Origin of the sequence: Mucilaginibacter sp. dw_454, from assembly GCF_018449775.1 — a bacterium.
In the GTDB taxonomy this organism is placed as follows: Bacteria; Bacteroidota; Bacteroidia; order Sphingobacteriales; family Sphingobacteriaceae; genus Mucilaginibacter.
This window is the reverse complement of record NZ_JAAVVB010000001.1, coordinates 498,319-524,718: the sequence shown is the minus strand read 5'-3', so window position 1 is coordinate 524,718 and position 26,400 is coordinate 498,319. Positions and strand designations below refer to the sequence as shown.

Annotated in this window: 14 protein-coding genes; 2 read left to right on the top strand and 12 right to left on the bottom strand. The window is 43.0% G+C overall.

The window, feature by feature from the left end; genetic code table 11:
• Positions 1-52: 52 nt before the first annotated feature.
• From HB679_RS02420 to HB679_RS02370, 11 genes are all read right to left on the bottom strand, one after another.
• Positions 53-2,725: a TonB-dependent receptor gene (locus HB679_RS02420; RefSeq protein ID WP_214070339.1), complete on the bottom strand. Its 2,673-nt coding sequence runs from the start codon at positions 2,723-2,725 to the stop codon at positions 53-55.
• Positions 2,722-3,654, bottom strand: a complete 933-nt coding sequence (locus HB679_RS02415) for a GLPGLI family protein (protein ID WP_214070338.1) — start codon at positions 3,652-3,654, stop codon at positions 2,722-2,724. The genes HB679_RS02420 and HB679_RS02415 overlap by 4 nt, the downstream gene beginning before the upstream one ends.
• A 139-nt stretch (positions 3,655-3,793) precedes the next feature.
• Positions 3,794-6,085: a PAS domain S-box protein gene (locus tag HB679_RS02410; RefSeq protein WP_214070337.1), complete on the bottom strand. Its 2,292-nt coding sequence runs from the start codon at positions 6,083-6,085 to the stop codon at positions 3,794-3,796.
• 14 nt (positions 6,086-6,099) lie between these two features.
• The gene (locus HB679_RS02405) at positions 6,100-6,540 is read right to left on the bottom strand and encodes a response regulator (protein WP_214070336.1); all 441 of its coding nucleotides are present in this window, start codon (positions 6,538-6,540) and stop codon (positions 6,100-6,102) included.
• Positions 6,533-8,488, bottom strand: coding sequence for a PAS domain S-box protein (locus tag HB679_RS02400; RefSeq protein WP_214070335.1), 1,956 nt, complete (start codon positions 8,486-8,488; stop codon positions 6,533-6,535). The genes HB679_RS02405 and HB679_RS02400 overlap by 8 nt, the downstream gene beginning before the upstream one ends.
• A 239-nt stretch (positions 8,489-8,727) precedes the next feature.
• Positions 8,728-11,463: a DNA ligase D gene (gene ligD / locus HB679_RS02395; protein WP_214070334.1), complete on the bottom strand. Its 2,736-nt coding sequence runs from the start codon at positions 11,461-11,463 to the stop codon at positions 8,728-8,730.
• A gap of 278 nt (positions 11,464-11,741) precedes the next feature.
• Positions 11,742-14,480, bottom strand: a complete 2,739-nt coding sequence (locus tag HB679_RS02390) for a ThuA domain-containing protein (RefSeq protein ID WP_214070333.1) — start codon at positions 14,478-14,480, stop codon at positions 11,742-11,744.
• Positions 14,481-14,739: 259 nt separating this feature from the next.
• Complete coding sequence (locus tag HB679_RS02385) at positions 14,740-16,152, bottom strand: efflux transporter outer membrane subunit (RefSeq protein ID WP_214070332.1); 1,413 nt, start codon at positions 16,150-16,152, stop codon at positions 14,740-14,742.
• A 17-nt stretch (positions 16,153-16,169) separates the two neighbouring features.
• On the bottom strand, positions 16,170-19,388 hold the full coding sequence (locus HB679_RS02380) for an efflux RND transporter permease subunit (RefSeq protein ID WP_214070331.1): 3,219 nt from the start codon (positions 19,386-19,388) through the stop codon (positions 16,170-16,172).
• A 108-nt stretch (positions 19,389-19,496) separates the two neighbouring features.
• The gene (locus tag HB679_RS02375) at positions 19,497-20,681 is read right to left on the bottom strand and encodes an efflux RND transporter periplasmic adaptor subunit (protein ID WP_214070330.1); all 1,185 of its coding nucleotides are present in this window, start codon (positions 20,679-20,681) and stop codon (positions 19,497-19,499) included.
• 94 nt (positions 20,682-20,775) lie between these two features.
• A complete protein-coding gene (locus HB679_RS02370; protein WP_214070329.1) occupies positions 20,776-21,375 on the bottom strand; it encodes a TetR/AcrR family transcriptional regulator in 600 nt (199 codons plus the stop codon).
• 573 nt (positions 21,376-21,948) lie between these two features.
• Between HB679_RS02370 and HB679_RS02365 the strand changes: the two genes are divergently transcribed.
• Positions 21,949-24,975 carry a gliding motility-associated C-terminal domain-containing protein gene (locus HB679_RS02365; RefSeq protein ID WP_214070328.1) on the top strand — a complete coding sequence of 1,009 codons (3,027 nt, stop codon included), beginning with the start codon at positions 21,949-21,951 and terminating at the stop codon, positions 24,973-24,975.
• A 9-nt stretch (positions 24,976-24,984) separates the two neighbouring features.
• On the opposite strand, the gene HB679_RS02360 is transcribed toward HB679_RS02365, so the two are convergent.
• Positions 24,985-25,515: a lipocalin family protein gene (locus tag HB679_RS02360; protein ID WP_214070327.1), complete on the bottom strand. Its 531-nt coding sequence runs from the start codon at positions 25,513-25,515 to the stop codon at positions 24,985-24,987.
• 66 nt (positions 25,516-25,581) lie between these two features.
• Here HB679_RS02360 and HB679_RS02355 point away from each other — a divergent pair, with 66 nt between their 5' ends.
• Complete coding sequence (locus HB679_RS02355; RefSeq protein WP_214070326.1) at positions 25,582-26,373, top strand: SDR family oxidoreductase; 792 nt, start codon at positions 25,582-25,584, stop codon at positions 26,371-26,373.
• Positions 26,374-26,400: the final 27 nt, after the last annotated feature.

The window sequence follows — 26,400 nt, the reverse complement described above, 5'->3', positions numbered from 1 at the left end:
CGTATAAGATTCTTCGCTACGCTCAGAATGACAATATTTTTGAACGGCATCGCTACAAATTAAAAGTCGCCTTAGCCATCACTATGCGCCCGGGTATAGTATAAGTACTGGAAGAATAGGTATTAGCCGACAGGTATACAGCAGTATAGTTCTTAGTATTGAACAGGTTCTGAGCGTCTAATTCTACATCCAGTTTAGTTTTCAAAAAGCGATAGCGGATGGAGGCTTCGGCAAAAATATATTTCAGATCGCCTGCATTTTGCTGGCGGGTATAGTAATGATCGCCGGATACGTTGAAGAAAAAGTTACTGGCAATGTTATAATTTGCTGATGCCGATTGAATCAGGCGGTCAAAATTACTGGTACTGCTTACCGCCGGCGATTTACTGGTGGTAATACCATAATTGCCGGTATAACTCAAGGTTATTTTATCGCCGGCTTTGGTATCGGCGCTAAATGACAGATTTTCATTAATAGTGTTATAAGGCAGCACCAATCCGTTTTGGATCTGGTTAACTTTCGAGGTTTGGTAAGACCCGCCCAAACTAAATGTGGTATGCAGCGCGAAAGAATATTTGCTCACCTTACTGCTTAATGACCAGCTATTAAATTCATTATCGTAAGGCAAAACAACTCTTTCTTGTATATTATTAGTTAGCAAAGCTGATGCAATACTGTTTGAGTTTTGGTGAGTGTACGAGACATTGATATTAAAAAACAGTAAAATAATAGCTTTACGATAATTGAACCCAAGATTTGCTGACTGCGTTTGCGATTCGGTCAGATCAGCATTATTAGCGCCGAGGCTGCGATAGTTAGAAAGTATAAAGCCCCGATAAACATCGGTTATGCTGCCAATACCATGGCGATAATTATAGCCGGCAGATAAATAGTTTTCGACACTGGTCTGGTATTTCGCAAACAAGTTCGGATCGAAATACAGACGATTAACGCTCTTGTTCAAGTTATAAAGCCCCTCGTTATAATCAATATCCAGGTAAGTTAAAGGCAGTGACACGGTAAGTTTTAAAATTTGACCTGGGATATCATAGTCAGCTTCTGTATATAATTTATTGCGCGACCAATTGAGATTATTCCGCGCACTGTCAGACACTAAATTAACCGAATTATCCAATTGCGTTACTGACAGATCAGAATTCAACATTTGCGCCTGCCGGCTAAATCCCACCCGATATGATTGTGTAAGATATTGCCTGGGGATACGATAGTTAACGTAATTATTGCTAAAAAAACTCGGGATATTGGCATTTTGTGTTAGCTGCGAATACCCCATATTATTGTTAAAAATGTCCGGATTTAATCCCGGATCTATTACCCTATCCTCCGGCTCGCTCGAATGATTGATATAGCTGGAGCCTTCGATGATGTTGGAATTTTTGAGCGTTTGCATAAAGCTTAAATCATTCGAGGCATCCAGTAAATTATCTCTTAAAACCTGGTTAACGGGCACACCATTGGCTACCAATGACGAGTAGCCTGTTTGATGGCTATAATCTGTAGTTAGGTTATCATTTAGGTAATATTTAGGATTGTTAATGTTCAAGCTAAACTGGCTATGCAAAATGTCCGGTCGGTTTTTATTGTGTTGTGTTTCGGTATAGTGCACTGTATCACCGGGCAGATAAACGTCGCTGGTGCGATTGTAGTTTTGTAGTTGACGGTCGCGCATGTACGACAGATTTAGCCTCAGCTGCACATCCTTTTTCAAATTGATCAGGTTATTCAGATTCAGCAAACCCGATTGATTCATCAGGTAACGATTACGCGGTAGGTCAGGATCGCCGGCTGTGCCCAGCGATAGCAACGAAGATGGCTTATTATTATCATTTCTCGAAAAGTAACTATTGCTGTTGTGTGATATCAATTCGGAAGCCACGTCATAACCAATATTGTTGCCCTTCAGGTAATTTATGGCTTTATACTTATCCTTAAACATCATGGCGTTTACGTCGATATCGTAATTACCAGGCAAGCCGCCACCAAGCGTTTCCTGCCCTATCATTTGTAGTTTAGCTTCTTTTTTAATGGTTAAATTAAGAGCGACATCATCACTGTTAACTTTGCCCTGCAATGCTTTTATGGGTTGATGATTTTGAATCACCTGCAACTCGTCCACTACCCCGTTCGGAATGTTACGCGTAGCTATGTTGTATTTATCATCCAGCAAATTGTCGCCGCCGATGTATAGATTGGAGATAGATTTCCCATTATAGCTGATCTTGCCATCTTTGTCTACATCCATACCCGGCAGTTTTTTGATCACATCGCCAATAACCCTATCCTGCGGACTGCTAAAATCAGATACCTTATAACTCAGTGTATCACCGCTGGTACGCAGAAAGGGGCGGTTATTTTTAACCACAATCCCCTTTAATTGATTAACCGCTACTTGCAGCTTAAAATTATAAGGAGCAGACAAATCAGTTATCGGCAGCGAAGCTTTTTTAAAGCCGATACAGCTAACCTCCAGCTTAAGCCCGTCTTTATCTGCAGTAACAGGCACCGGCAAACTATACCCGCCTTTATTGTTAGTGCTGGTGTAAGCTATGATCAGACCTTTACTATTTTTTAAATTTATACCGGCCATAGCTACTGGCTTGTTTAAACTATCGGTAACATCACCCTTTATGCTTTGAGCAAGGCATGCCAGTGGCAACAGCAACCATAAAATGGCTACTGCACCTGTTTTTTTAAAGCTGATCATGGTTTTTCTGGTAGTTCCAAAGGATTGTTAATCACAGCTTGCGGCCCCATCATTACCTGTACTTTAGGACCCGAACCCGGCGCACCGCCCCCCGACGAACCAAAAGAAGCGCCGCCCATGCCGTTTCCTACAGCTTTGCCAAAGGCTTGTGGATCTTTACGCATGGCCTCGCGAAGTTTTTCAAACTCTTTTTGAGTGGTTCTTACAGCATCGGCTGGTATAGCAATTACGTTGGGGTCGGTGCTATCGTCATCCATACCTATCAACTTGATCGTTGGACCCGCATCTGTGGTAACTGTTTTAATTTGCGGGGTTGCCTCCTCCATACTGTCAAATTTAAAGACCACTTCTTTGTTCTTATCATAAGCCTCCACAATCAAACCAGGTAAACCATTCAACTTCCAGGGGCCTGTATGAAAAGGTAGATCAGGGCTAAACCAGGCCGTATAATCGCGGCCTTTAAAATGCGTTGTCGCCTTTTGGCAATGTACGCCGCCAATGGTCAGTGTATCACTGCTGATGGCCCAATTAATAGCCGGCATTTTGTCTTCAATAAGATATGGCGTAATTAGCCGCTCCTTGGTAATCAATTTATTTTGAGCCGGAAACTGATAATATTCTGTGCTGCTGGTCGGCGCACGGCTGGTAATGCTAAACCGCATATTACCAGAACCTTTCTGCTGTGCAGCCTGCTCTTCAATTTGTTTACGCATCATGGCCTGCTGTAACTTACGGTCATAGCTTTTGTAAACGCTGGCGTTCTGCCCGGCAAACAACACCATGTTTTCGGTATAGGGTTTGTCGCGCTGCGTGGTATCACGCAGGTGCGAAAATTTAAAATGTACAATTAGTTTAGCGGTATCTGCCTGTTGGGCCAATGCGGCAAATACCGGCAATAGCAGTGTTAAAATAAGCGTTGCCTTTTTCATGATTGTGATTAGTGTTAAAAGTTCAGTAACTATTGATGCTGAACAAATGTAGCTAATTGGCAATCAATCTACGAAATATTCGTAGATAATTTAACACATTTTAACATATTACGAAAAATTCGTAATGCAAGGAGGCTTATTAGTCAGGTGGTTGTGTGATCATCGGGAATTCAAGTGTAAACTCGGTACCAACATTAAGATTGCTATTTACGTTGATAGAACCACCCAGGCTCTCTATTTGCATTTTTACCATAAACAGGCCAACTCCCTTACCTTCTACACTCCAGTCAAAACGTTTATATAAACCAAACAGGTGTGTGCCGTATTTATGCAGATCGATGCCCTTGCCGTTGTCTTTTACTGTAACAATAATTTTGTCGCCCAATATTTTGCTGGCGATATTGATAATCGGGCTAACATCGTCCCGGCGATACTTGATGCTGTTTATCACCAAATTTTGTAAAATACTGTATAGATAGCTTTTCAGGATATAAAGGTCATCAATGTTAAAATTACCGGTGATAGTCACTTTATTTTTGGCGATCATTTGACTAATGCCGGCCTTTATTTCATTTAACAATGCAGACAATGAAACTTGTTCTATCTGGTCATTCACCTGGCTGCGTACCTGCAGTATTTGGTTTAGATCAAGAATAACCTTATCCAGGTTGTTTACCGACAAGGCAAGCGCCTCCAGCATATCATTGCTATCAGGCATGCCCGGTTCCATATCGCCCAATAGCGCCGCAAGCCCCTGGATATTGGCTACCGGTGCACGCAAGTTGTGCGATATGATATAAGTAAACTGCTCCAGGTCTTTATTACGTTGAGCCAGGTCGGCAGTCATATTTTCGCGCTCCGACTCGCGATTTTTCTTTTCCGTGATATTTTTAAAGGTAAGGATCATCCCTACAATTTCGTTCTGCCTGTTAGTTACTCCCACCCATTTAATATCATACCATTCGCAATCGCCATTGGGTAAGGCAAAACTGGTCTCGTACGAGGCGATTTTATGCTCCTTAACCAGCGCAATAGCTTTGCGGATAGACTGGCGCCTATCTGCAGGGAAATAATTAATGACAGGCTTACCAACCTTTAAGGGTTTATTAAAGTGTTTAATCATGGCTTCGCTGGCGCTACTGTTGCAGGAAACCACCTTCAGGTCCATATCAAACAGGATAATAGACAAATCAATATTTTCGAACACCGAGCGCAGGTTGGCTTCTGATTTTTGCAATAACGCTTCTGCCACTTTTCTATCGGTGATATTTGTATGCAAAATTACTGCACCTTTTTGAGTTCGATCATGTAGAGGCGCAACAACCATCATATACCATTCCTTACCACCCAACGAAACATATTCCATCACAAATTCCTTTTCGTTTCCCTTGATCACTTCCCGGATACCTGCTTCGATTTTGCTGCTGGTGGCTTTGTCAATACCTGTAGCTGTTTCTGATATGGCCAGATAGCTATAACCCAAACCATAATTCGGAATTCCCAGGTTATTAAACAGCGCCAGTTTTTTCCAGGAATCATTAACGGCAATGATCTTCCCTTTCTCGTTAATGAGTACAATATTTGGTGGCAGGGCATTTAAAATAGTGGCCTGTGTCTCTGACGCTTCCTGTATTTTTTGTTCGGCAAGTTTTTGTTCGGTAATATCCTGGGTAAAGCCTTTTATGTGAATTGGCTTACTATTATTACCTCTATTAATCAGCAACTTAGCATGCAGGTATTTAACGGAGTCGGCTTTGTGGGTTTTGATTTTAAAATCAAGGCTAACAGAATCTGCATACGCTAAGGCCTCATCCATTTCCTGCTTAATTCGAGCGGCATCATCCAGATGCACCTGATTAAGAAAATTACTGAATGAGGGTTCAATCTCCCCCGGCTCAAAACCCAAAATGTGGTATAACCCGGGCGACCACTGTGCAGCCTGGGTTATCATATCGATATCCAGACTACCAATATTGGCAATGTTCTCGGCCTCACGCAATAGCGCCTCGTTCGCTATCACCTCCTTCATGTATTTTTCGCGTTCGGCTTCAAGCCTGGATGTCTGTAATGCGTTTTCAATGGCATTCGGCAGGCGCTGCATACGGTCTTTCAACACATAATCGGCAGCGCCATTTTTCATAATTTCAACGGCAAACTCTTCTGATATGGTAGCTGTGATCAAGATGAATGGCACGTTCAATCCGCTTTTTTTCAGTATGGCAAAAGCTTCGATAGAATCAAATTGGGGTAAAGAATGGTCAGACAGTACAATATCTGGCTTATATTCGTTAATAGCCCGAGTGTAATCGACCCTGTTATCAACAACTATTTTTTCAAATATCAGCTTAGACTTTCTCAGCGTCATATCTACCAACTCGGCATCGGTTGGCATGTCCTCAAGGTGTAATATTTTTAATTTATCGTCACTCACTTTGCGTCCTGATGCTATATGGGTGGTTGGTTAATAATTAACCAATACAAACCCAGGTCAGAGATGGCTTTAGCAAAGGCCTCAAAATTAACGGGCTTTACCACATAGCTATTTACACCCAGCTTGTAACTTGTTATAATATCCTGCTCCTCGCGCGACGATGTCATGATCACTACCGGGATAGTTTTAGTCGCTTCGTTTGATTTGATCTGGCGCAGTACCTCTATACCATCTACCTTAGGCATTTTTATATCCAGTAAAATAACTTTTGGCCGGCAATACGTATCGCGGTCAGCAAAGACGCCTTTGCCGAAAATGAAATCCAGCGCTTCTTCTCCGTCTTTTACATGCACCAGGTTATTAGCCAGGTTTACTTTGTTTAAAGCGCGAATGGTAAGTTCAGCGTCATTTATATTATCCTCTACCAGTAAAATCTCTACTTCGTTGTTACTCATCCTTATTCATTTTTATAGGCGTGCTAAAGTAAAATGTAGCGCCGTGTCCCTGAATAGATTCGGCCCAAATGTTGCCGCCATGCTTGTTAATGATACGCTTTGCCAATGCCAGGCCTACGCCTGTACCTTCAAATTCCTGCGCGCTGTGCAGGCGCTGAAACACACCGAAGAGCTTGTTGCTGTATTTCATATCAAAACCAACACCATTATCTTTCACATAATAAATGCGCTTGTTGTCGTCCTTAATACTACCTATTTCAATTACCGGATGTTCAGACTTCGAGCTATATTTCACAGCATTACCTATAAGATTGAGCAATACCTGTCTTAACAAATTAACATCGCCGCGGGTTGGCGGTAACTTATGGATGATAATTTCGGGAAGCAGCGGCTGATTTTGAATAATCTCACGAATGCAAACTTTAACCAGCGCATCCATATCCACCCTGATGGCTACCATTTCTTTACGGCTCATGCGCGAGAAAGCCAGCAGATCGTCAATCAACTGACCCATCAGGCGCGCATTTTGGGTTATGGTGTTAATTACCCGGTTACCTTCATCGCCCAGTTCATTTTCAAACTCCTCTTTAAGCATCATGGCATAACCATTTACAGCGCGCAGCGGCGCCCGTAAATCATGCGAAACGGAATAAGAAAATGATTCCAGTTCCTGGTTGGCCGCTTCTAACTGTACAGTGCGTTCAACTACCTTTTTTTCCAGATTTTCATTAAGTTGCTTAATTTGCAGGTCGGCCTTTTTGCGGACAGATATATCACGAATAAAAACGGTTAAACCACCATCAGGCATTGGGTAAATATGATTTTCATGCCAAAGGTTAAGCGGCTCATAATAATCTTCATTACAGATATATTCTTTTTTAGATGCAGCCCTGTTTAAAGCCTTATACGTGGGCGAGTTTACCGCGTCGGCAAATTCGGTCCAGATATATTTACCAATCAGATCTTGTGGATCTCGGCCTATCATTTCGCCTATGCGTTTATTGGCGTAAGTATAGCAGAAATCTTTATCCAACGCTATAAAACCATCGGCAATGCTCTCTAAGATATTCTCGATCTGTTGATTTTTAGAATTAACAACTTCCTCGCTTTCAATGCGTGCGGTAATGTCTCTGAAGTTACATAAGATGGCTTTGATCTTTCCATCGTTCAGCCAATTGGTAAACATTGCCTCAACCCAGATATAGTGCCCTTTTTTATGCTTAGTGCGATAGTTGGATAAAATAGGCTCGCTTGGTTTTGCTATCACTTCTGCTAAAAGTTTTTTGACCTTTATCCTGTCTTGCGGATGCACCATATCATCAATTATAAGGCCCTGCCGGTCTTCATTACTCCAGCCGCTTATCCGTTCTGCCGACTTACTTCTGAAAACCACGTTCATGTTTTTATCCAGCATGGTGATGCCGTCGTGACTGTTTTCAATCAATTTTCTAAACCTTATCTCATTGGCTGCTATCTGTTCTGAAGTTTGCTCTATCTGTTTCTCAAGCTCTGCGTGGATCTCTTCTTTTTGTTCATCTTTCTCTTTTTGAACAGTAATGTCACGGGTTATTTTGGCGAAGCCCACCAAATGGCCGGCATCGTTATAAATGGTAGTAAATGTAGCGTTAGCCCAAAATACCGACCCGTCTTTACGCACCCGCCAGCCTTGCATTTCGCGCACACCATTTTTAAGTGCAAGATTCAGATTTTTACCAAATTCGTTGCTTTTGTTGTCGATATTAGTATAAAAAATGGAAATATGCTGGCCTATAACCTCGTCTTCGGTATAGCCATGTATGTTTTGCGCACCCTGGTTCCAGCTCATGATATAACCATTAGGGTCTATCATAAATACGGCATAGTCACTTATACTCGCTACCAGTAAGCGAAAAAGCCTCTCGTCAAAACTATGACTTAAAGCAACACGATCAATATTTTGGCTCAGCACAAAATTCAATTAGGTGTAAGATGTCTCTCTAATAGCATCCGGCGATTCATAACATAAAAGGGAGAACGTTATCAAAAAGCCACAACAGATGCAGTGATTTAAAAATATATAAAGAGAACCATTTCTACAACCTTTAGGTTTACAACTGAACAAACTGAACAAACCAAAACGTCCAAATTCATAGGTAAATCCAGGTATTTTGGCTATATAAATGGATAAATTGGCAAATGGTTTTGGGCTTAGCTGCCAAACACACTTTTGGCCTTTTTTATAGTTTTTTCAAGGTCTATGCCTTTATCCAACACGCCTTTAAACAAATCTCCGGTTTCTTTCAATCTGTCAATAGTGTTAAAAATGGTGAAATGCTTCATGGTAAGGCCGGGTTTTACCTCGTCCCAGGTTAATGGCATAGATACCGTGGCACCTACTTTCGGCCTTAATGAATACGGCCCGGCAATGGTAGCGCCGGGGCGATTTTGCAAAAAATCAAGGTACATTTTACCTTCGCGTTTAGCAATCATACGCTCCAGGCTGGTATAATCGGGGATTTGTTTGTGCACCAGCGAAACAATGATCTTAGCAAACATTTGCGACTGATCATAATCGTACTTAGCCCCCAGGGGGATATAAATATGCATACCTGTCGAACCCGAGGTCTTAGGGTAGCTGGGCACATCCAACGCATCTAACACCTTTTTAACTTCGAGCGCAGCTTCTATTACCTGGTCAAAAGTATTTTTATCCGGATCAAGGTCTATCACACAATAGTCCGGGTTATCCGGCGATTTATAGCGACTGAACCATGGATTCATCTCGATACAGCCTAATGAGGCCATCCATAATAAGTAAGATTCATCAGACCCCACCAAATACTCTTTATGTTCGCCATCGCCATTGGTGTATGGGAAAGTTTTGGTGATCCAATCGGGCGCTTTACCTTTTACGTCTTTCTGGTAAAAGCTTGAGCCGTGTATACCATTCGGGAAACGATTTAGTGACATTGGCCTGTCCTTTAAATACGGCAAAATATATTCAGCTATGCGATAATAGTAATTAAACATATCGCGCTTGGTTACACCGTCTTCGGGCCAGTAAACTTTGCTTAAATGGGTAAATTTGAGTTCATGTCCGCAGATCTCGCGCACCTGGGTTTCGTCTTTGGGGTTGAGCAGCGTTTTCCGGTCCTTGTCAGCCGGCGGTTTAATAGCCGCGTGTGTGGTTTTTTTAGGGATCGCTGTATCTTCAACGCCGTCGACTGTTTCTTTGGTATCCTTAGGTGTTTCCAAAATTACCTCCTTTGCTTTTTTGTCTTCTCGTAAACCTTTAAACGATGCCTGGCGGAATACCCCGTCGCTGGTTACCTCAGCAAATGCCACCTCGGCTACCAATTCGGGTTTTAACCACGTTGGCTTGGCGCCTAGTCTTTGCGGGCGGAAACGCGATGGTTTATCTACATCCGGCTCCACATCGAAAGGCACTTTATCAGTGATTAATGGCTTAAACCTGGCCATCATTTCTTTTTGTAGCTTTTCTGAGAAACCGGTACCTACTTTACCAACGTATTTCAAAACCTTACTATCATAAACACCCAAAATCAATGCGCTGAACGATTTCGATGTGCCCTCATTCTTGGTAAACCCGGCAATGATTACCTCTTGCCTTCTCTGCACTTTGATCTTGAGCCATTCTTTCGAGCGCAGATCCGAAGTATATACACTGCTACCTTTTTTAGCAATGATGCCCTCCAAACCAATCTTCTCCGCCGCCTTAAAGAACTCGATGCCATTAGCTGCGAATACTTTGCTTTGGCGTACGCTATCGTTATTAGTTGGCAGGATTTCTTTCAAGATGGCCTGGCGTTGAGTCAATGGCAAGTCCATCAGGTTCTTACCCTCATACCATAAAATATCGAATACATAATAAACCAGGTTACCATCTGCCTCGCTGCGCCAGTTTTGCAATGCACCAAAGTCGGATAGCCCTTTATCATTCAATACCAGGATCTCGCCGTCAATAACAGCGTTGATTTGCCAATCCTTCAAAATTTGGTTAATGGGATAATATTTATCGAAAGGAATATTATTGCGCGATATCAGTTCCGCTCCTTTTTTGTCGACGATCGCGAGCGCACGGTAACCGTCCCATTTTACCTCGTAAACCCAGTCCGGGTCGTCAAAGGGCGCGTCCACCAACGTGGCTTTCATGGGTTTGATATTTTTAGGGACAGCAGATTTTGGAGCGGCTTTCAGAAGAGCCCGTACATCAATATCTTTTGCTGTATCCCGGGTGTTCCCTAGCTCATCCGCAGCTTCATCCTCATGCGTCAGGGCTTTTTTTTTATTTTTTGGCTTTTCTGGTTTTACATCTTCTTCATGCCCATGCTGCCAGACTTTTTCGCTGGTCTTTTCCATGGTCTCGATAGTTTTGCCAGACAGGATCGACTTATCTTTTTTGGTGATGTCTTTGGTTGATGCAAAGTCGTCGTTATGTTTAATCAGCAGCCAGCCGTTCTCGCCCATGCCATGGGTTTTCACCAGTGCAAACTCGCCATGCAGCTTTTCGCCATGCAGCTTTATCTTAACCGAGCCTGATTTAAGCTGCTGTAACAGGTGTTTTTCCTGTTTTTTCTTGCCTTTTATTGCTTCAATTGGCTCATAGGTACCCTCATCCCAAACAATCACGGTACCACCGCCATATTCGCCTTGCGGGATGATGCCTTCAAAATTGGCGTAGTCAAACGGATGATCTTCTACCATCATGGCCAAGCGTTTAACCTTGGGGTCGGTCGACGGGCCTTTGGGTACCGCCCAGCTCTTCAACACGCCATCCATCTCCAGCCTGAAATCATAATGCAGGCGCGAGGCATCATGCTTTTGTATCACAAACATTAAATGATCTTTGTCTTTACTCCTGCCTGCTTTGGGTTCGGCAGTTTTGGTAAAATCACGCTTCGCTACATATTTTTCCAGGCTCATAATAATGCTGTTTATTGTTAGAGTAACAGCGTGATTTGGGGAATGGTTTTAGGGAAATAGCTGCAACTATTCCCTAAAAACATCATTGCGAGGAACGAAGCAATCTCTACACTTGCTAATCAACGTCCGCAATGATCGTGCTGGCTATCGCCGATGAGATTTATCCTATTGACTGTCTGTTGTAGAGATTGCTTCGTTCCTCGTGATGAAAGACCGATCCACAAAACAAAAAAGCCGAAGCGAAAAATCGCTCCGGCTTTTAGCTGTTGGTCGTCAGCTTAGTTAGTTTTCAAAGAGAAAATCCAATTCAAAATCTCTTTTGCATCCTCTGGTTTCAAATCAGGGTGAGCCGGCATGGTTACATCGCCCCAAACACCACTACCACCATTTTTGATCTTATTGATCAACTGTTTGTAAGTGTCTTTATCTTTTTTGTATTTGTTAGCTACATCAACAAATGCAGGGCCTATTACGTGCTCTTTAGCTTTGTGGCACGATTTGCAATCCATCGACATAAATAAGGTCTGCCCCTTAGCAAATTTTGATGATGGATCTATCGGCTCGTCCGTGCTGCCTGCAGCAATAATTACCTGCTTACTGGTTGCGGCTTTTAGGCTTGGATCTTTAACCGTAACCGAGGCTTTAAAGCTACCTGCTTTTGCATAAATATAAGTTACCCAAGGCTTGGTAGTTACTTTCTTAATACCGTCGCCAAAGCTCCAGGTATAAGTCATTTTATCATTTTCAGGGTCTGATGCCTTTACATTCAGGGTTACTTTCAGCGGTAAGGCACCGTATGCTTTATCTACCGTGATATCAGCAATTTCAGGTGCGCGGTTACCCGGATTGTAATCTACACGTGCTATGCCCGAATCTTTATTTTTCTTGAACCAGCCATCGCTGTTACCATATTCTAATACATATAGGTGACCATCAGGACCCATTTCCATATCAATCATGGAGTTGAATTTGGTTTTGTCCATAAATGGCTCTATCGATACCAGGTTGCCGGCAGCATCCATAGTTACCGCCTTGATCCATCCACGGATAAAGTCGTAAATAAACAGTTTGTCATTGTAGTACGACGGTAGTTTACCGGCAGCGGTAAAATCTTCTGAATGATAAACCGGACCAGCCATAGCAGTACGGCCACCAGAACCCAACTCAGGGAACTCAGGAGATGCTGCGTAAGGATACCAGATAAAGGCTGGCTGCGCATCAGGCAATACCGTTAAACCGGTGTTATTACGTGAGTTGTTAACCACATGGTGCGGATCAAAAGCTACACCCGGATCGCCGGTTGCATAATTATACTCGCGGTATGGGTAGTTGTTACCTACAAAGTACGGGTAACCAAAGTTACCTGCTTTACGAGCCTGGTTAATTTCGTCATAACCACGCGGGCCGTGTGTTGCTAAACTATCGTTGTTAGCATCCGGGCCAACCTCGCCCCAATATAAAAACCCGCTCTTTTTATCAACAGAAATACGGTACGGGTTACGGTTACCCATTACATAAATTTCAGGGCGGGTTTTAGCTGTTCCTTTGGGGAAAAGGTTTCCTTCGGGGATGCTATAAGTTCCATCAGGATGCATTTTTAAACGTAGAATTTTACCGCGCAGATCGTTGCTGTTACCAGAACCTCTGCGATCGTCATACTGCTCAAATCCCGGACGGTCATCCACCGGAGAATAAGAATAGCTATTTGGCGGATTTTTACCACGACCTTCGTTAGGTTCGTCAAACGGTGTAGTATTATCGCCCTGCGAAACAAACAGCACATGGTCTTTGCCAAACGCTATAGAACCGCCGGTGTGGCAGCAAATCTCACGCATAGTTTTAACCTGTAGCACAATCTTTTCGCTCTTAGGATCTAACTTGCCGTTGGTAAAAGTAAAACGCGATAAACGGTTTACTGAAGTGTCCAGCGGGCTGTAATAAGTATAAATGAAGTGGTTGGTTTTAAAATCAGGATCGGCTTGAATGCCTAATAGACCTTCTTCGGCATTAACGCCCTTACCTTTTTCTGTAAGCGTGTGGCTGTAAACAGACACAAAACCAACTTGCTTTACCTTATGAGTTAAATGGTTATACAACATAAACTCGCCTTTACGCTGCGCTACCAAAATATCCAGATTTGGCAGGATAGTCATTTCGGTAGGCTCGTCAAATACGCCGGCTACCAGTTGTGTTTTGTTGAAACGATTTTCTTCAGGAACGCGTGGCGTTTTTGCTTTAGCATAGTTTAAAGGCGCATTGTTACCAATGGCATACTTGATACCGCCCAGCAAGTGCGCCAGGAATAACGGATCGCTGTATGATTCATCAGTATGACCTAAACCTGTGTAGAACACCCGGCCATTCTCAAAAGTATGATACCATTCTATAGGGTGATTAGGCCCCATTTTAAAAGCATCATCCCCACCATTTTTTGCATAGGTTAATGACGATTCTTCTAAGTTGATCAATACGTGAATATCTTTAGCAACGTTTTTGTAATGATACCATTCGTCTTTACGTTTCCACTCTGTAGGCAGCATTTTGGTTGACGGGAAATTTTTGTCGACCACCGTTAATGTTGCCATTTGCTGTGCCGGGTGATGTGCAAAATAGCCACCTACCATGCGGCCATACCATGGCCAGTTGTATTCTGCATCTGCAGCGGCGTGTATGCCTACAAAGCTACCACCTGCCTGCATATAGCGTTCCAGGTCGGCTTTTTCGGGAATATTTAAAAAATCACCTGTCGTGCTTACAAAAACAAGCGCGGCATATTTTTTAAGATTGGGTTCGTTGATTTTGTCGGCATCGGTGGTGGTGTCAACAATAAAACCATTTTCCTGCCCCAACTTAATAATGGCATCTGCAGCCAACGGAATTGAGCCGTGGTGATAACCTGAGGTTTTTTTAAGAACCAGGATACGCGGTTTTGATTTAACCTGGGCGTTGGCAAAATTTACGGTCGTGAAAACGGCCAGTAGGCTAATGCCTAAAAAACTAAATAATTTAAATTTCATCGATTGGTAAGGGTTTATATTGTCTGGTTTTGACTTTACAATACTTTAACGGCTAAAAGTATTCAAATTCCAAACAAATCCTCAAACTTTTTTCAAAAAAGACAATCGATTGCACGTAACTTATTCTTTACATCTTGAATTAGACTTACGAAGTTTTAAAAACTTCGTAAGTCTTTGCGATTATCTCGCTCCACAAAAAAATAGCGATGGGTTTGAAACCCATCGCTATTAAAAAACTATTTAGTTATTGTCAATACGGTTATCTCCAGCCGCCACCAAGCGAACGGTACAATTCCGCTACTGCTTGTAAATGTTCGGTTTTAATGCTGGCCAATTCCAACTCGCTTTGCAGCACGTTGCTTTGGGCAGTAATCACCTCCAGGTAATTAGCCAAACCATTTTTAAATAGTTGGTTAGCGTTTGATGTTGCCTGTTGCAAAGTGTTTACTCTTTGAGCAGCAATGTTTTGCTGTTCTTTTAGTTTGTCGATCTTCACCAATGCGTCAGACACCTCACCTACTGCGTTCAAAACAGTTTGGCGAAATTGGATCACCGTTTTCTCGCGATTGATCTTAGCTACTTCAAAATTGGTTTTCAGTTCTTTATGATCCAACAAAGGCGTAACTAAACTACCGGCTACTATACCAAACAATGATGCCGGCACATTAAACCAGTTACTGGCTTTAAAAGAGTTAACGCCACCTTGTGCGGTAATACGCAAAGCAGGATACATTTCTGCCTGGTTGATACCAACGTTTGCGTTAGCTACAGCCAAAGCCAATTCGCTGCTTTTTACATCAGGGCGACGGCTTACTAATGCCGATGGTAACCCTGCCGGTAAATTATCGGCAAAGGTTACCTCATTCAATTTTCTATCGCGGACGATGCTTGCAGGTAGCTCGCCGGTTAAAATACGTATAGCATTTTCTTGCAAAGCGATATTCTGCTCAAACTGAGGGATCAGTCCGGCTGCAGTTTGTTGTTGCGCTTGAGCCTGCTGTACAGCCAGTAAAGTTACCTGACCAGCGTTGTATTGCAGCTTAATGATATTTAAAGTACTGTCATTCAATCGCACATTGCTTTGCGCAGTTTGTAGCTGCGCATCCAGCATCAGCAGGTTATAATAACCTTGTGCTACAGAAGCTACTATGTTAGTCTGGATAGCTTTTTTAGCTTCAGCAGTTTGCAGATAAGCAGCTAATGCAGCCCTGTTTTGATTGTGGATCTTGCCCCAGATATCGGCCTCCCATGATAATGAAAGGTTGGCCGAATAATCCTCGATATGCTTGGTAGTTATACCAGCTTCTGATAGACTTAATCCATCCAAACTATTGTCAGACGGGCGGCTGCTGCTGGCGGTAACATTCAGGCCAACTTCAGGCACGTAGTTCCATTTCACTTGTTTTACCAACAGTTGCGATGCTTCGATATTTTTGATGGCCAGTTGCATATCGTAGTTTTTGATGATAGCGCTGTCAATCAGTTTTTGCAATTCGGCATCGGCAAAGAAATCTTTCCAGGGGATGTCAGCAATGCTGGTGGTATCCGTGTTGGTGGCACTTCTAAAATTTGCAGGCAATGCTGCCTGCGGTGTTTTGATATCTTTTGATACGCCGCAGGCGGCAAGCACCGGCAGCACCATCATCAAAAGATATTTATCTATATTTTTCATTGTCGTATGTATTAAAATTAAACCAGTTCGGTTTTATGAACATTTACCGGTATACCATTTGGATGGTGATGATCGCTGTCTTTATTCTCTTCATTTATCGTAAAAGGCACACCTGTTATTTTTTCCTGGAGACCCTGGAAGATTACAAACAATACCGGGATAATAAACAAGCCTAATAGCACACCAGACACCATACCGCCGGCAGCGCTGATACTGATAGAGTGGTTACCCTGCGCAGACGGACCGGTAGCAATACTCATTGGAAACAAACCAAATACGAAGGCCATTGAGGTCATGACGATTGGGCGTAATCTCAGTTTAGCCGCTTCAATAGCCGAGGCAACCAAGTCGTGCCCTGCCCTGCGGCGTTGTACCGCAAACTCGACGATCAGGATGGCATTCTTGGCCAGCAAGCCGATGAGCATGATCAAAGCCACCTGTACATAGATGTTATTTTCTATACCGGTTAAGCCCAATACCACAAATACACCCAATATACCTGTTGGGATTGACAGGATAACCGCTAATGGCAAGATATAGCTTTCATACTGAGCTGCCAGTAAGAAGTATACAAACACCAGACACATCAGAAATACAATGGTTGATTGACCGCCTGACGAGATCTCTTCGCGGGTTTGACCCGAGAACTCATAAGCATAACCCTGAGGCAATTCTTGTTGTGCTGTTTCCTGGATAGCGCGGATAGCATCACCAGAGCTAAAGCCCGGTTTTGGTATCGCATTGATCTCGATAGAGTTAAACAGGTTATACCTTGACGCAGTTTCCGAACCAAGTACATGGCTAAATTTAACCAGGGTGTTTATCGGTACCATTTCGCCTTTGTTGTTTTTTACAAAAACGCGGTCAATAGCCGAAGCATCTGTACGATCTGCAATATCTGCCTGCACAATTACACGGTAGTATTTACCAAAACGATTAAAATCTGATGCCTGCGCTGTACCAAAGTAAGCCTGCATGGTAGATAATATATCTTTTACGCTTACACCCAATTGCGCGGCTTTCTCGTCATCAACCTCTAATTGCAATTGAGGGTAATCTGCTTTGTAAGACGTAAAGGCAAAAGCAATTTCCTTACGCTGCATCAGTTTACCTATAAAGCTGTTGGCTATGCCGCTAAACTTGGGTAAACTACCGTTGGTTTTATCTTGCAGCATCACATCAAGCGCTTCTACGTTACTAAAGCCCGGCACCGTTGGGAAACTGAATACGAAAAACGTACCACCCGGAATGGCACCTAATTTTCCTCTTACTATATTTTGGATATCGTCGATATTCTTGACAGCGCCACGTTGCTCATTAGGCTTTAAGAGTAAGAATATTACCCCCGCTGATGGGCTGCTGGATTGTGTTAAAAAGTTGAAACCGGATAGTGCGGTAACAAACCTTTGCGACGGTAGTTGCTTTAACTGATCTTCGGCTTGTTTGAATATTTTATTGGTAGCATCAAGGGATGTACCCGATGGAGTTGAAACAGCTATGGCCACAAAACCCTGATCCTCGGTTGGGATAAAGCCAGATTTGGTGGTATTTACCAGGTAAACGGTAAGTGCTATTACTACGCCAAGACCTGACATAGCAACCCATTTATTTTTGATTAACGACCTAACCCCACCGATATATTTATCGGTCATGTAGTTGAAACCGCCGTTAAAGCCCGCATAAAATTTCTCTGTGAAACTTTTCTTAGGTTCCTCGTGGCCGTCAGCACTGTGTTTGTTCTTTAAGAACAACGCAGCTAGTGCAGGGCTCAAGGTTAGTGCATTAACAGCCGATATCAAGATAGCTATGGCCATGGTTAACGCAAACTGCCTGTAGAAGATTCCGGTAGATCCCGTCATGAAACTCACCGGTAAAAACACAGCTGCCATAACCAAGGTGATCGATATGATAGCGCCGGTTATTTCATGCATAGCTTGTGCAGTTGCCTCTTTAGGGCCAAGGCCCGGGTTATGCTCCATTTTGGCATGCACCGCCTCGACGACTACAATGGCATCATCCACCACAATACCTATGGCTAACACCAGTGCAAACAAGGTTAATAAGTTAACAGAGAAACCGAAAAGGTTCATGAAGAAAAACGTACCTATAATAGCAACCGGTACCGCAATAGCCGGTATTAAAGTTGATCTGAAATCTTGCAGGAATATAAATACTACGATGAATACCAATATAAATGCTTCGATCAGGGTATGTTCAACCTGTTTGATTGATTCGTCAAGATCTGTTTTGGTACGGTAAAACTGGTTGTATTTGATGCCGACAGGAAAATCTTTCGATGCTTTTTCTAATACCTTATCAACTGCAATCTGTATATCGTTAGCGTTTGAGCCTGACAGTTGGATAACACCGATAATTATACCGTCGTGCCCGTTAAGGTGACTGGCGCTGGTGTATGAATAAGTACCCAGCTCAACACGTGCTACATCTTTTAAATGCAGTACAGAACCATCGGCATTTGCACGAATAGCTATGTTTTGATAGTCTTCTGGTTGAGTAAGCTTGCCTTTGTATTTAATTACATATTCGAACGCTTCTTTGCTTTGCACGCCCAGTTTACCCGGTGCTGCTTCCAGGTTTTTGTCCTGGATAGCGGCCATTACCTCGGCAGGTGTAATATTATGACTTGCCATTTGGCTTGGATTTAACCAAACACGCATTGAATAATCTTTAATACCACCAAATATACTTGCAGAACCTACACCCGGAATACGTTTAATTTCGGGGATGATATTGATTTGTGCATAGTTGGCAACAAAGGTTTGATCGTATTTCTTAGGATCTTCTGTATAAATAGCAATCGCACCAATAAAGCTGTTTTGTTGCTTGGTAGTGGTAATACCGTATTGAACCACTTCTGCCGGTAATTGGCTGGTAGCTTGCGATACACGATTTTGCACGTTCACAGCCGCCTGGTCAGGGTTAGTACCCTGTTTAAAGTAAACCGTAATACCCAAAGTACCATCATTACTGGCGGTAGATGTCATGTAGGTCATGCCTTCTACACCGTTGATTGCTTCTTCTAAGGAAGGCGTTACCGAACGTAAAATAGTCTCGGCATTAGCGCCCGGGTAAACAGCAGATACCAATACCGCCGGAGGGGCTATATCAGGAAATCGCTCTAAGGGCAATTTGCTTAGGCCAAGCACACCCACTATCACCAGTAAAATGGAGATAACAGTTGCCAGTACCGGCCTTTTTATGAATATCTTAAACATAATGTTTTGTTTTTTAGAGACAAGAATCAAGAGACAAGAGTCAAGACAAAAATCACTCGTCGCACTCTCTTGTTTCTTGGTTCTTGGCTCTTGTTTCTAAATAAGTAATTAGTTTTTAGCTACTTTATCAGTTGCTTTTTGTGGGGCTATTTTGGCGCCTTCCTGCAAGTGATCCATGCCGCTTAGCACAATCTGGTCGCCGGCTTTTAAGCCATCTTTAACTACGTAGTTGTCGCCGTCTTTACCGTCAATAGTAATAGGTACTTTCTTAACCTTGTTACTATCTGCCAAAGCAAAAACAAAAATCTTGTCCTGCATTTCTAAAGTAGCCGATTGCGGTACGGTCAATGTATTGTCATGCACCAGGCTTAGGCGAATTTTACCTGTGTTACCAGAGCGTAACAAGCCTGCTCCATTTGGGAAGGTTGCACGTACTGTAATAGCGCCGGTAGTTTTATCAAACTGGCCATCAATCATATCTATCTTACCTTTAACATTATACTCGCTGTTATCAGCCAGTAACAATGACACTGCAGGCAAGCGGTTCAGTTTATCTTTTAATGTTGAGCCGGGATATTCTTCTTTAAAGCCTACAAAATCCTTTTCACCTAAAGAGAAGTATACGTGCACGTTATGTACGTCTGACAGTTGCGTTAACGCTTCCACATCTTGCGGAGACACCAGGCTACCTTGTTTCTTCAACAAACGACCGATATAACCCGCTACAGGAGCTTTAATAATAGTGTAACCCAGGTTGATCTGCGCCGTAGATACGTTGGCTTTAGCCTGCTCTATATTAGCTTTAGCAATTTGGTTAGTGGCAACCGCAGTTTTCAATTGAAAATCTGATACTACCTTATTTTGTACCAATGGAGTAAGCTTGTCAATCTCTAATTGAGAGTTCAGTGCGGCACCTTCGGCAGCATGTAAGTTTGCTAAAGCATTATTTAAAGCAGCGCGGTATGGTTGATCATTGATTTTGAACAATGGCTGGCCGGCTGATACCGCTGCGCCTTCGTCAACAAAAACACGATCCAGCGCGCCGCTTACCTGCGGGCGAATTTCTACGTTTACCGCGCCCTCTATAGAGGCTGGATATTCCTGGTAAGTGGTTACCGAAGATGTTGCTACGGTTTGAACCGGTAACGACGGTGGTGGTGGCGCCGTTTGGGCGGCCGGGGCGGTTGAGCAACTGCTGATGAATAACAGCGTTGCCAACGCAATCAATACTGCTATAACGCTATTAATTTTCTTAACAGCATTAAATGGAAGCGAATGTGATGGAGTTGTCATGATGTTTTATTTATTAGTGTAGATTTTACGATTTGATAATTTTAATTTAACACTGTTAAATAATTTAACGGCGTTATTTCAGCTTGAAAAAAATTTATCCTTTTATTGAACGGATAATGCCTGTGATGGCAGTTTTAAGAACCTCTTGATTCGTTTCGTCGGTATTACCGCGGTTTACCATGTTGATGGAGATCAAACCATGTATAACCGACCAAAAGGTGTAGTATTTAATGCAGACTTCTTCTTCGGTACCAACGTGGGGCAGCATCAGCTCCACTATGACGTCCCAAATCAGGTCCATGGGCATTTCAGATTCGGGCATGATCTTGGCCATCTCACAACAGCTCACTCTAACGCCATACATTACCTGGTATAATTCACGTTCGGCAAAGGCAAAGTCCCAATAAGCCGACCACATAGCCTGCAATTGTTTTTCAGGCAGGCGATGCCTGTCTCTGGCTTCTTCCAGTTGTTTAGCTAACAACAAAAAGCCCTTACGGGTAAGCTCCATTAAAATGGCATCTTTGCTTGCGTAATACTCGTAAATAATAGGCGCGGTATATTCTATCTCGTCTGCTATTTTACGCATACTTAAAGCGTCCCATCCCCCCTCTTTTACAATTTTAAGCGAGGCATCCAGTATGTTACACCGGGTCTCTTCTTTTAATCGTAATATTCTGTCCTTACTTGCCATTGCTTTATGACGTAAATTTATTTAACACTGTTAAACAGTACAAATGTATGTCGGGTTTTTTAATTATTTGCCATGCGTTTGTCATGAATTTAACAGTGTTAAATAAATTTATGGGCGGTAAGTTTAATGAGCGATTGAGTGAATTAGTGATTGAGTGAATGGAGTAATTCATTAAATAAACACTTGAATATTAATTAATTACATCAGCGATAATTTAAGCACTCAACTAATCTCTAATAAACTATTCTCCAATCACTAATCAATGGCGTTCCCTACGGGCCGTGCTGTACGCTCATACTGCTCATGGCCTTAACCATAGGCCGGTATCCGCTGCCATCACTAACGCGGGCTGCATGCAAATTATTACTCCATCCGTTTGGCCGGTAATACCTGTAAACTCCCGGGGTTTATTACAATTATCCGGTAAGCGTTATAATTATCGTTAATCGTTCATTAATTACCAGATTTGAGTGTCGTTTAACTATGACTTGAAATTCTTTTTTATTTTTTTATGGTCGCTTGTTAAGACGTTATGATTATTTTCGTAAATACAACCAATCATTTCCCTAAACCATGGAAGTCTTCGCCAGCCGGCCGTCTTTTAAAAGCGCCGGGATTGTTTTTTTAATAACGATATTCCTGGTACTAACCGGCAATGGTTTTGTTATGGCTCAAAACTGTACTGGCAGTTTAGGCGACCCGGTTGCTACTATCACCTTTGGTAACGGCGCCAACCAAACCGCTGCGTTAGATCCAACTAAAACCAATTTAACTTATGCCTTCAGTTGCCCCGGAAATGATTCGTACGCGATAGTTTCTAACAGTGGCAACTGCAATAGCGATTGGCATGTAGTAAACAAAGACCATACCGGCGACACTGACGGCAAGTTTATGCTGATTAACGCTTCGGCTACGCCGGGTAATTTTTATGTGACGCAGGTAGATGGCCTTTGCTCAGGCACTACCTATCAGCTTTCAGCCTGGATGATAAACATGGCGAAAGCAATAGGCATAGACCCAAATGTTACTTTCACTGTAGAAACAACAACCGGCACATTCTTAAGTTCGCATAGTTATATTATTCCCCAAATTTTTAGTTCCGAATGGCAACAATACGGCTTTACCTTCTCTTTGCCGGCGGGTGTGAGTTCTGTTGTCATTCGCATAAGCAATAACAGCACATATACCACCCCGGGCAATGACCTGGCTTTAGATGACATCACACTCAGACCATCCGGGCCGCCTATTAATCTTAGTATACAAAACGTAACTGACGACGCTATATCAATTTGTCAAAACTCTTCGTCGCCAATAATTTCTGCCAACGTGGGTGCCTGCTTTCCAAATACGGCTTATCAGTGGCAGATTTACCGGTCGGACGATGCCAACCCTTCATGGAAAGATATTAGCGGTGCCAATGCTTCAATCTGGGCCGTTAACACAACACAACCTGGTGCTTATCAATATCGTTTGTTGATAGCCGAAGATGGAAATATTCAATCGTTAAACTGCAGGGTAATATCATCTGCGGTAAGCATAAATATCGACGCTCCGTCGCAGGCCACGGTAAGCATAACAACACCTAAACAAACAATTTGCCTGCGTGAAAAAGTAACCTTTAGTTCATCTGCTTTAAATGTGGGCAATGGTACACCTACTTACGACTGGCAGGTTAATGGTGTTTCTGTTAATGTAAATACAAACCAATACACTACCCAAGATCTTGTTGATGGCGATAAGGTAACCTGCACAATTACAAGAACGCCGGTATGCGCCGCTCCGGGTATCTCTAACACAATTACAATGCATGTCAACGGGGTTGCACCCGAAGCTGTAATCAAAACAGTAGGATGCTCCGGCGGGCAGGCTACATTTTCTGTTAGTACCAACCAAACTACAGGCCTAACTTATGATTGGCTGGTTAATGGAAAAAGCACAGGGATAACCGGCGCTACTTTTGCAAATCAATCGATTCCAAATAATGCTGTAGTATCTTGCATGGTGGGCAGCTCTACCTGTAGCACACCCGTACCGTCAAATGAAATATTGATGACCTATATTAATGTTGCATCAACAACAAGTATTTCTGCAGACGCCACAACGGTTTGCCTAAACCAATTGGTTACATTTAAAGCCAATCCACTACCGGGCGCTTCTTATCAGTGGCTAAAAAACGATCTTCCTGTCGGCCCCCGTGACCCTACTTTTACTACCTCCAATATCAATGACGGCGACGTTATAACTTGCAATATAAATAACACTGCCTGTGGGATCCCGGCGATATCTAATGCTATTACCATGCACGTAGCTGGGTTTATAACTTCAGGAAGTATCACCTCCACCCCATTGGCAACCACCATTTGCAAAGGCACTCTTATGACATTTACCGCAGACGCCGGCGGGGTTACCGGGGCAAGTTATCAATGGGAAGTAAATGGTATAGACGTTGGGCAAAACGTCGGGACTTTTACTTCAACCACCCTAAATGATGGAGACGTTGTAAGCTGCGTACTAAGCAGCAGCGCGGACTGCTCGACCCCTTTTACAACTAATAGCATTACTATGCACGTGGCAGATGCCATAACCGCTGTAACCATCACCTCTGATGTTAATAATGTGTGCGAAAGTACTCCTATAATATTTACAGCCGACCAGACATCGGCAGCCAGTTATCAATGGCTAAAAAACAATGTAACTGTCGGCACAAACAGCCCCACCTATATGGCTAACGACTTTAACGATGGGGATGTAGTTAGTTGTACGCTGACCAGTAATTCAACCTGTACTACACCGGTTCCATCTAATAGTGTCACTGTACACATCATTAAACCTGTAAAGTCTGTGGTGGTTAGTGCATCAGAAACTACCATATGCAAAGGTTCGCCGGTAACATTCAGTACAATTGTCGACCAAACAACGGGTATAACTTATCAATGGATGCTTAATGGTCAACCCGTTGCTGCCGCTACTACCGATACACTTGTTACCAGTAATTTGAACAATAATGACGCAGTTACCTGCACAGTGACTTCTACAGCTGGCTGTAATCCGCCTGTAACACCAAATCCTATTATTATAATGGTAGAAGATTTACCGCAGATTACGCTCCCAGCCACCAATTACCAAATAAATCAGGGCGAAAGCGTCAATATCGTGGCTTCGGCCATTGGCAATGGTTTAACTTACAAATGGTCGCCTGCTACGGGCCTGGATAAGATAGATATAGCCAGCCCGACGGCCAGCCCGCTTAACACGACACAATACACTTTATTGGTAACAACCCTGGCAGGTTGCACCCTAACCAGCGCCTCGGTAACGGTAAAAGTGATCATCAAAGAATTAAAGGTCCCTAACTCATTTACGCCCAATAACGACGGTGTTAATGATACCTGGGAAATCCCCGGCCTGGAAAATGACGCGACGGCCAAAGTGCAGGTTTATAATCGTTATGGCTCGATGGTATACAGCAGCCTTGGCTATAATACCCCGTGGAGCGGAAATTATAAAGGAAAACCGCTGCCGGTAGGCGTTTATTATTATACTATCCGTTTAACAAATAATACCCAGAAGCTCACAGGGTTTGTAACGATAATCAGATAGCGACCGGCTTCAACTCTGATCTGTTTTAACCAAATTCCGTACATCAAAATCCTTGTTAGCGGCCAGCGTGATCAGGTGATTATAGGTCTGTGAGTCCATGTGCGACTTGCGGCCCAGTATCCATAAATACTTGCGGTTAGGGTGCCCTACTAATGCATATGAGTAATCATGCGCTAGCCCAATGATCCAGTATTTGCCTGTGAACGGCCATTGAAATTGCACGGCCAGCTTGGCGTTGGTTTTGGTGTCGGTAACAGTAGCTTTGCCTTTAGCTACTTTGATCTTACCATCTTTAACGCAGGTATTCGTCACCTGGATGGAACCGTCTTTGTTTTTGGCATATTCGGCAACTGTATGGCTGCAGCCGCGTTCAAAGCTCTGCGGGAAAGCAGCTATTTCATACCATTTGCCCAGGTATTTATCCAGCTCAACATATTGAACGGTTGATAACGGTTTGTTTTTAGAATACAAAGCCAATGCGGCTATGCTGGTAAGCCCGAAAGCGGCTGTTCCGGCAATGATTTCTCTCTTGTTCCTCATGGTTAGATAACGCCCGGCAATACCTAAAAGTTTCTGTCGTTAAATAAAAAGACTGATATTTGGGATATGACGGTAAGCATTTTGGGTTGCGGATGGTATGGTTTAGAGCTGGCTAAAGCGCTGGTAAATAAATGGGTAAAGGTTAAAGGGTCCACCACCTCAACCGATAAATTGGAACTATTATCTGAGCAGGGGATTGAGCCTTATCTCATCAATCTATCCATCGAAGACCCTATAGATACTGCATTTTTTGATTGCGATGTTCTCTGGATCAGCATTCCACCACGCGCACGATTTGGCAATGGTGGCTTATATCTGCAAAATATTAAACAACTTATCCCGCTCATTATAGCTAATCATATCCGCCAGGTGGTTCTGATCAGTTCGACAGCGGTATATGGCGATCACAACACTGAAGTCACGGAGCTGGACACACCTGATCCGGATACAGAGTCAGGACAAATTCTGCTGGCAGCCGAACAGCTATTAAAAGCACAAAACGACTTTACTACTACCATCATACGTTTAGGTGGCCTGATAGGCCCCGGCCGCGATCCGGGTCGGTTCTTTGCAGGTAAAACAGATATCCCTAACGGCGAGGCGCCGGTAAATCTGATCCATCTTGACGATTGCATCGCCTTGAGTTGCGCCGTATTGGATAACCAGGCATTTGGGCACACTTTTAACGCGGTGTCACCGTCGCATCCAACCAAAGCAGAGTTTTATACAGCAGCAACTATTGCTTCAGATTTAGAAGAGCCACAGTTTATTGAAGAGAAGACAAATTGGAAAATTGTGTCGACCGTTAATATTGGTGAGATCTTAGGTTACACTTATAAAAATACTTTGTCATCCTGAGCATAGCGAAGGATCTTATAAAAGCGA

Bases quoted from the DNA above. Each gene is read 5' to 3' on its own strand.
- HB679_RS02420 (WP_214070339.1), bottom strand. From the start codon at position 2,725: ATGATCAGCTTTAAAAAAACAGGTGCAGTAGCCATTTTATGGTTGCTG.
- HB679_RS02415 (WP_214070338.1), bottom strand. From the start codon at position 3,654: ATGAAAAAGGCAACGCTTATTTTAACACTGCTATTGCCGGTATTTGCC.
- HB679_RS02405 (WP_214070336.1), bottom strand. From the start codon at position 6,540: ATGAGTAACAACGAAGTAGAGATTTTACTGGTAGAGGATAATATAAAT.
- ligD (WP_214070334.1), bottom strand. From the start codon at position 11,463: ATGAGCCTGGAAAAATATGTAGCGAAGCGTGATTTTACCAAAACTGCC.
- HB679_RS02390 (WP_214070333.1), bottom strand. From the start codon at position 14,480: ATGAAATTTAAATTATTTAGTTTTTTAGGCATTAGCCTACTGGCCGTT.
- HB679_RS02385 (WP_214070332.1), bottom strand. From the start codon at position 16,152: ATGAAAAATATAGATAAATATCTTTTGATGATGGTGCTGCCGGTGCTT.
- HB679_RS02380 (WP_214070331.1), bottom strand. From the start codon at position 19,388: ATGTTTAAGATATTCATAAAAAGGCCGGTACTGGCAACTGTTATCTCC.
- HB679_RS02375 (WP_214070330.1), bottom strand. From the start codon at position 20,681: ATGACAACTCCATCACATTCGCTTCCATTTAATGCTGTTAAGAAAATT.
- HB679_RS02370 (WP_214070329.1), bottom strand. From the start codon at position 21,375: ATGGCAAGTAAGGACAGAATATTACGATTAAAAGAAGAGACCCGGTGT.
- HB679_RS02365 (WP_214070328.1), top strand. From the start codon at position 21,949: ATGGAAGTCTTCGCCAGCCGGCCGTCTTTTAAAAGCGCCGGGATTGTT.
- HB679_RS02360 (WP_214070327.1), bottom strand. From the start codon at position 25,515: ATGAGGAACAAGAGAGAAATCATTGCCGGAACAGCCGCTTTCGGGCTT.
- HB679_RS02355 (WP_214070326.1), top strand. From the start codon at position 25,582: ATGACGGTAAGCATTTTGGGTTGCGGATGGTATGGTTTAGAGCTGGCT.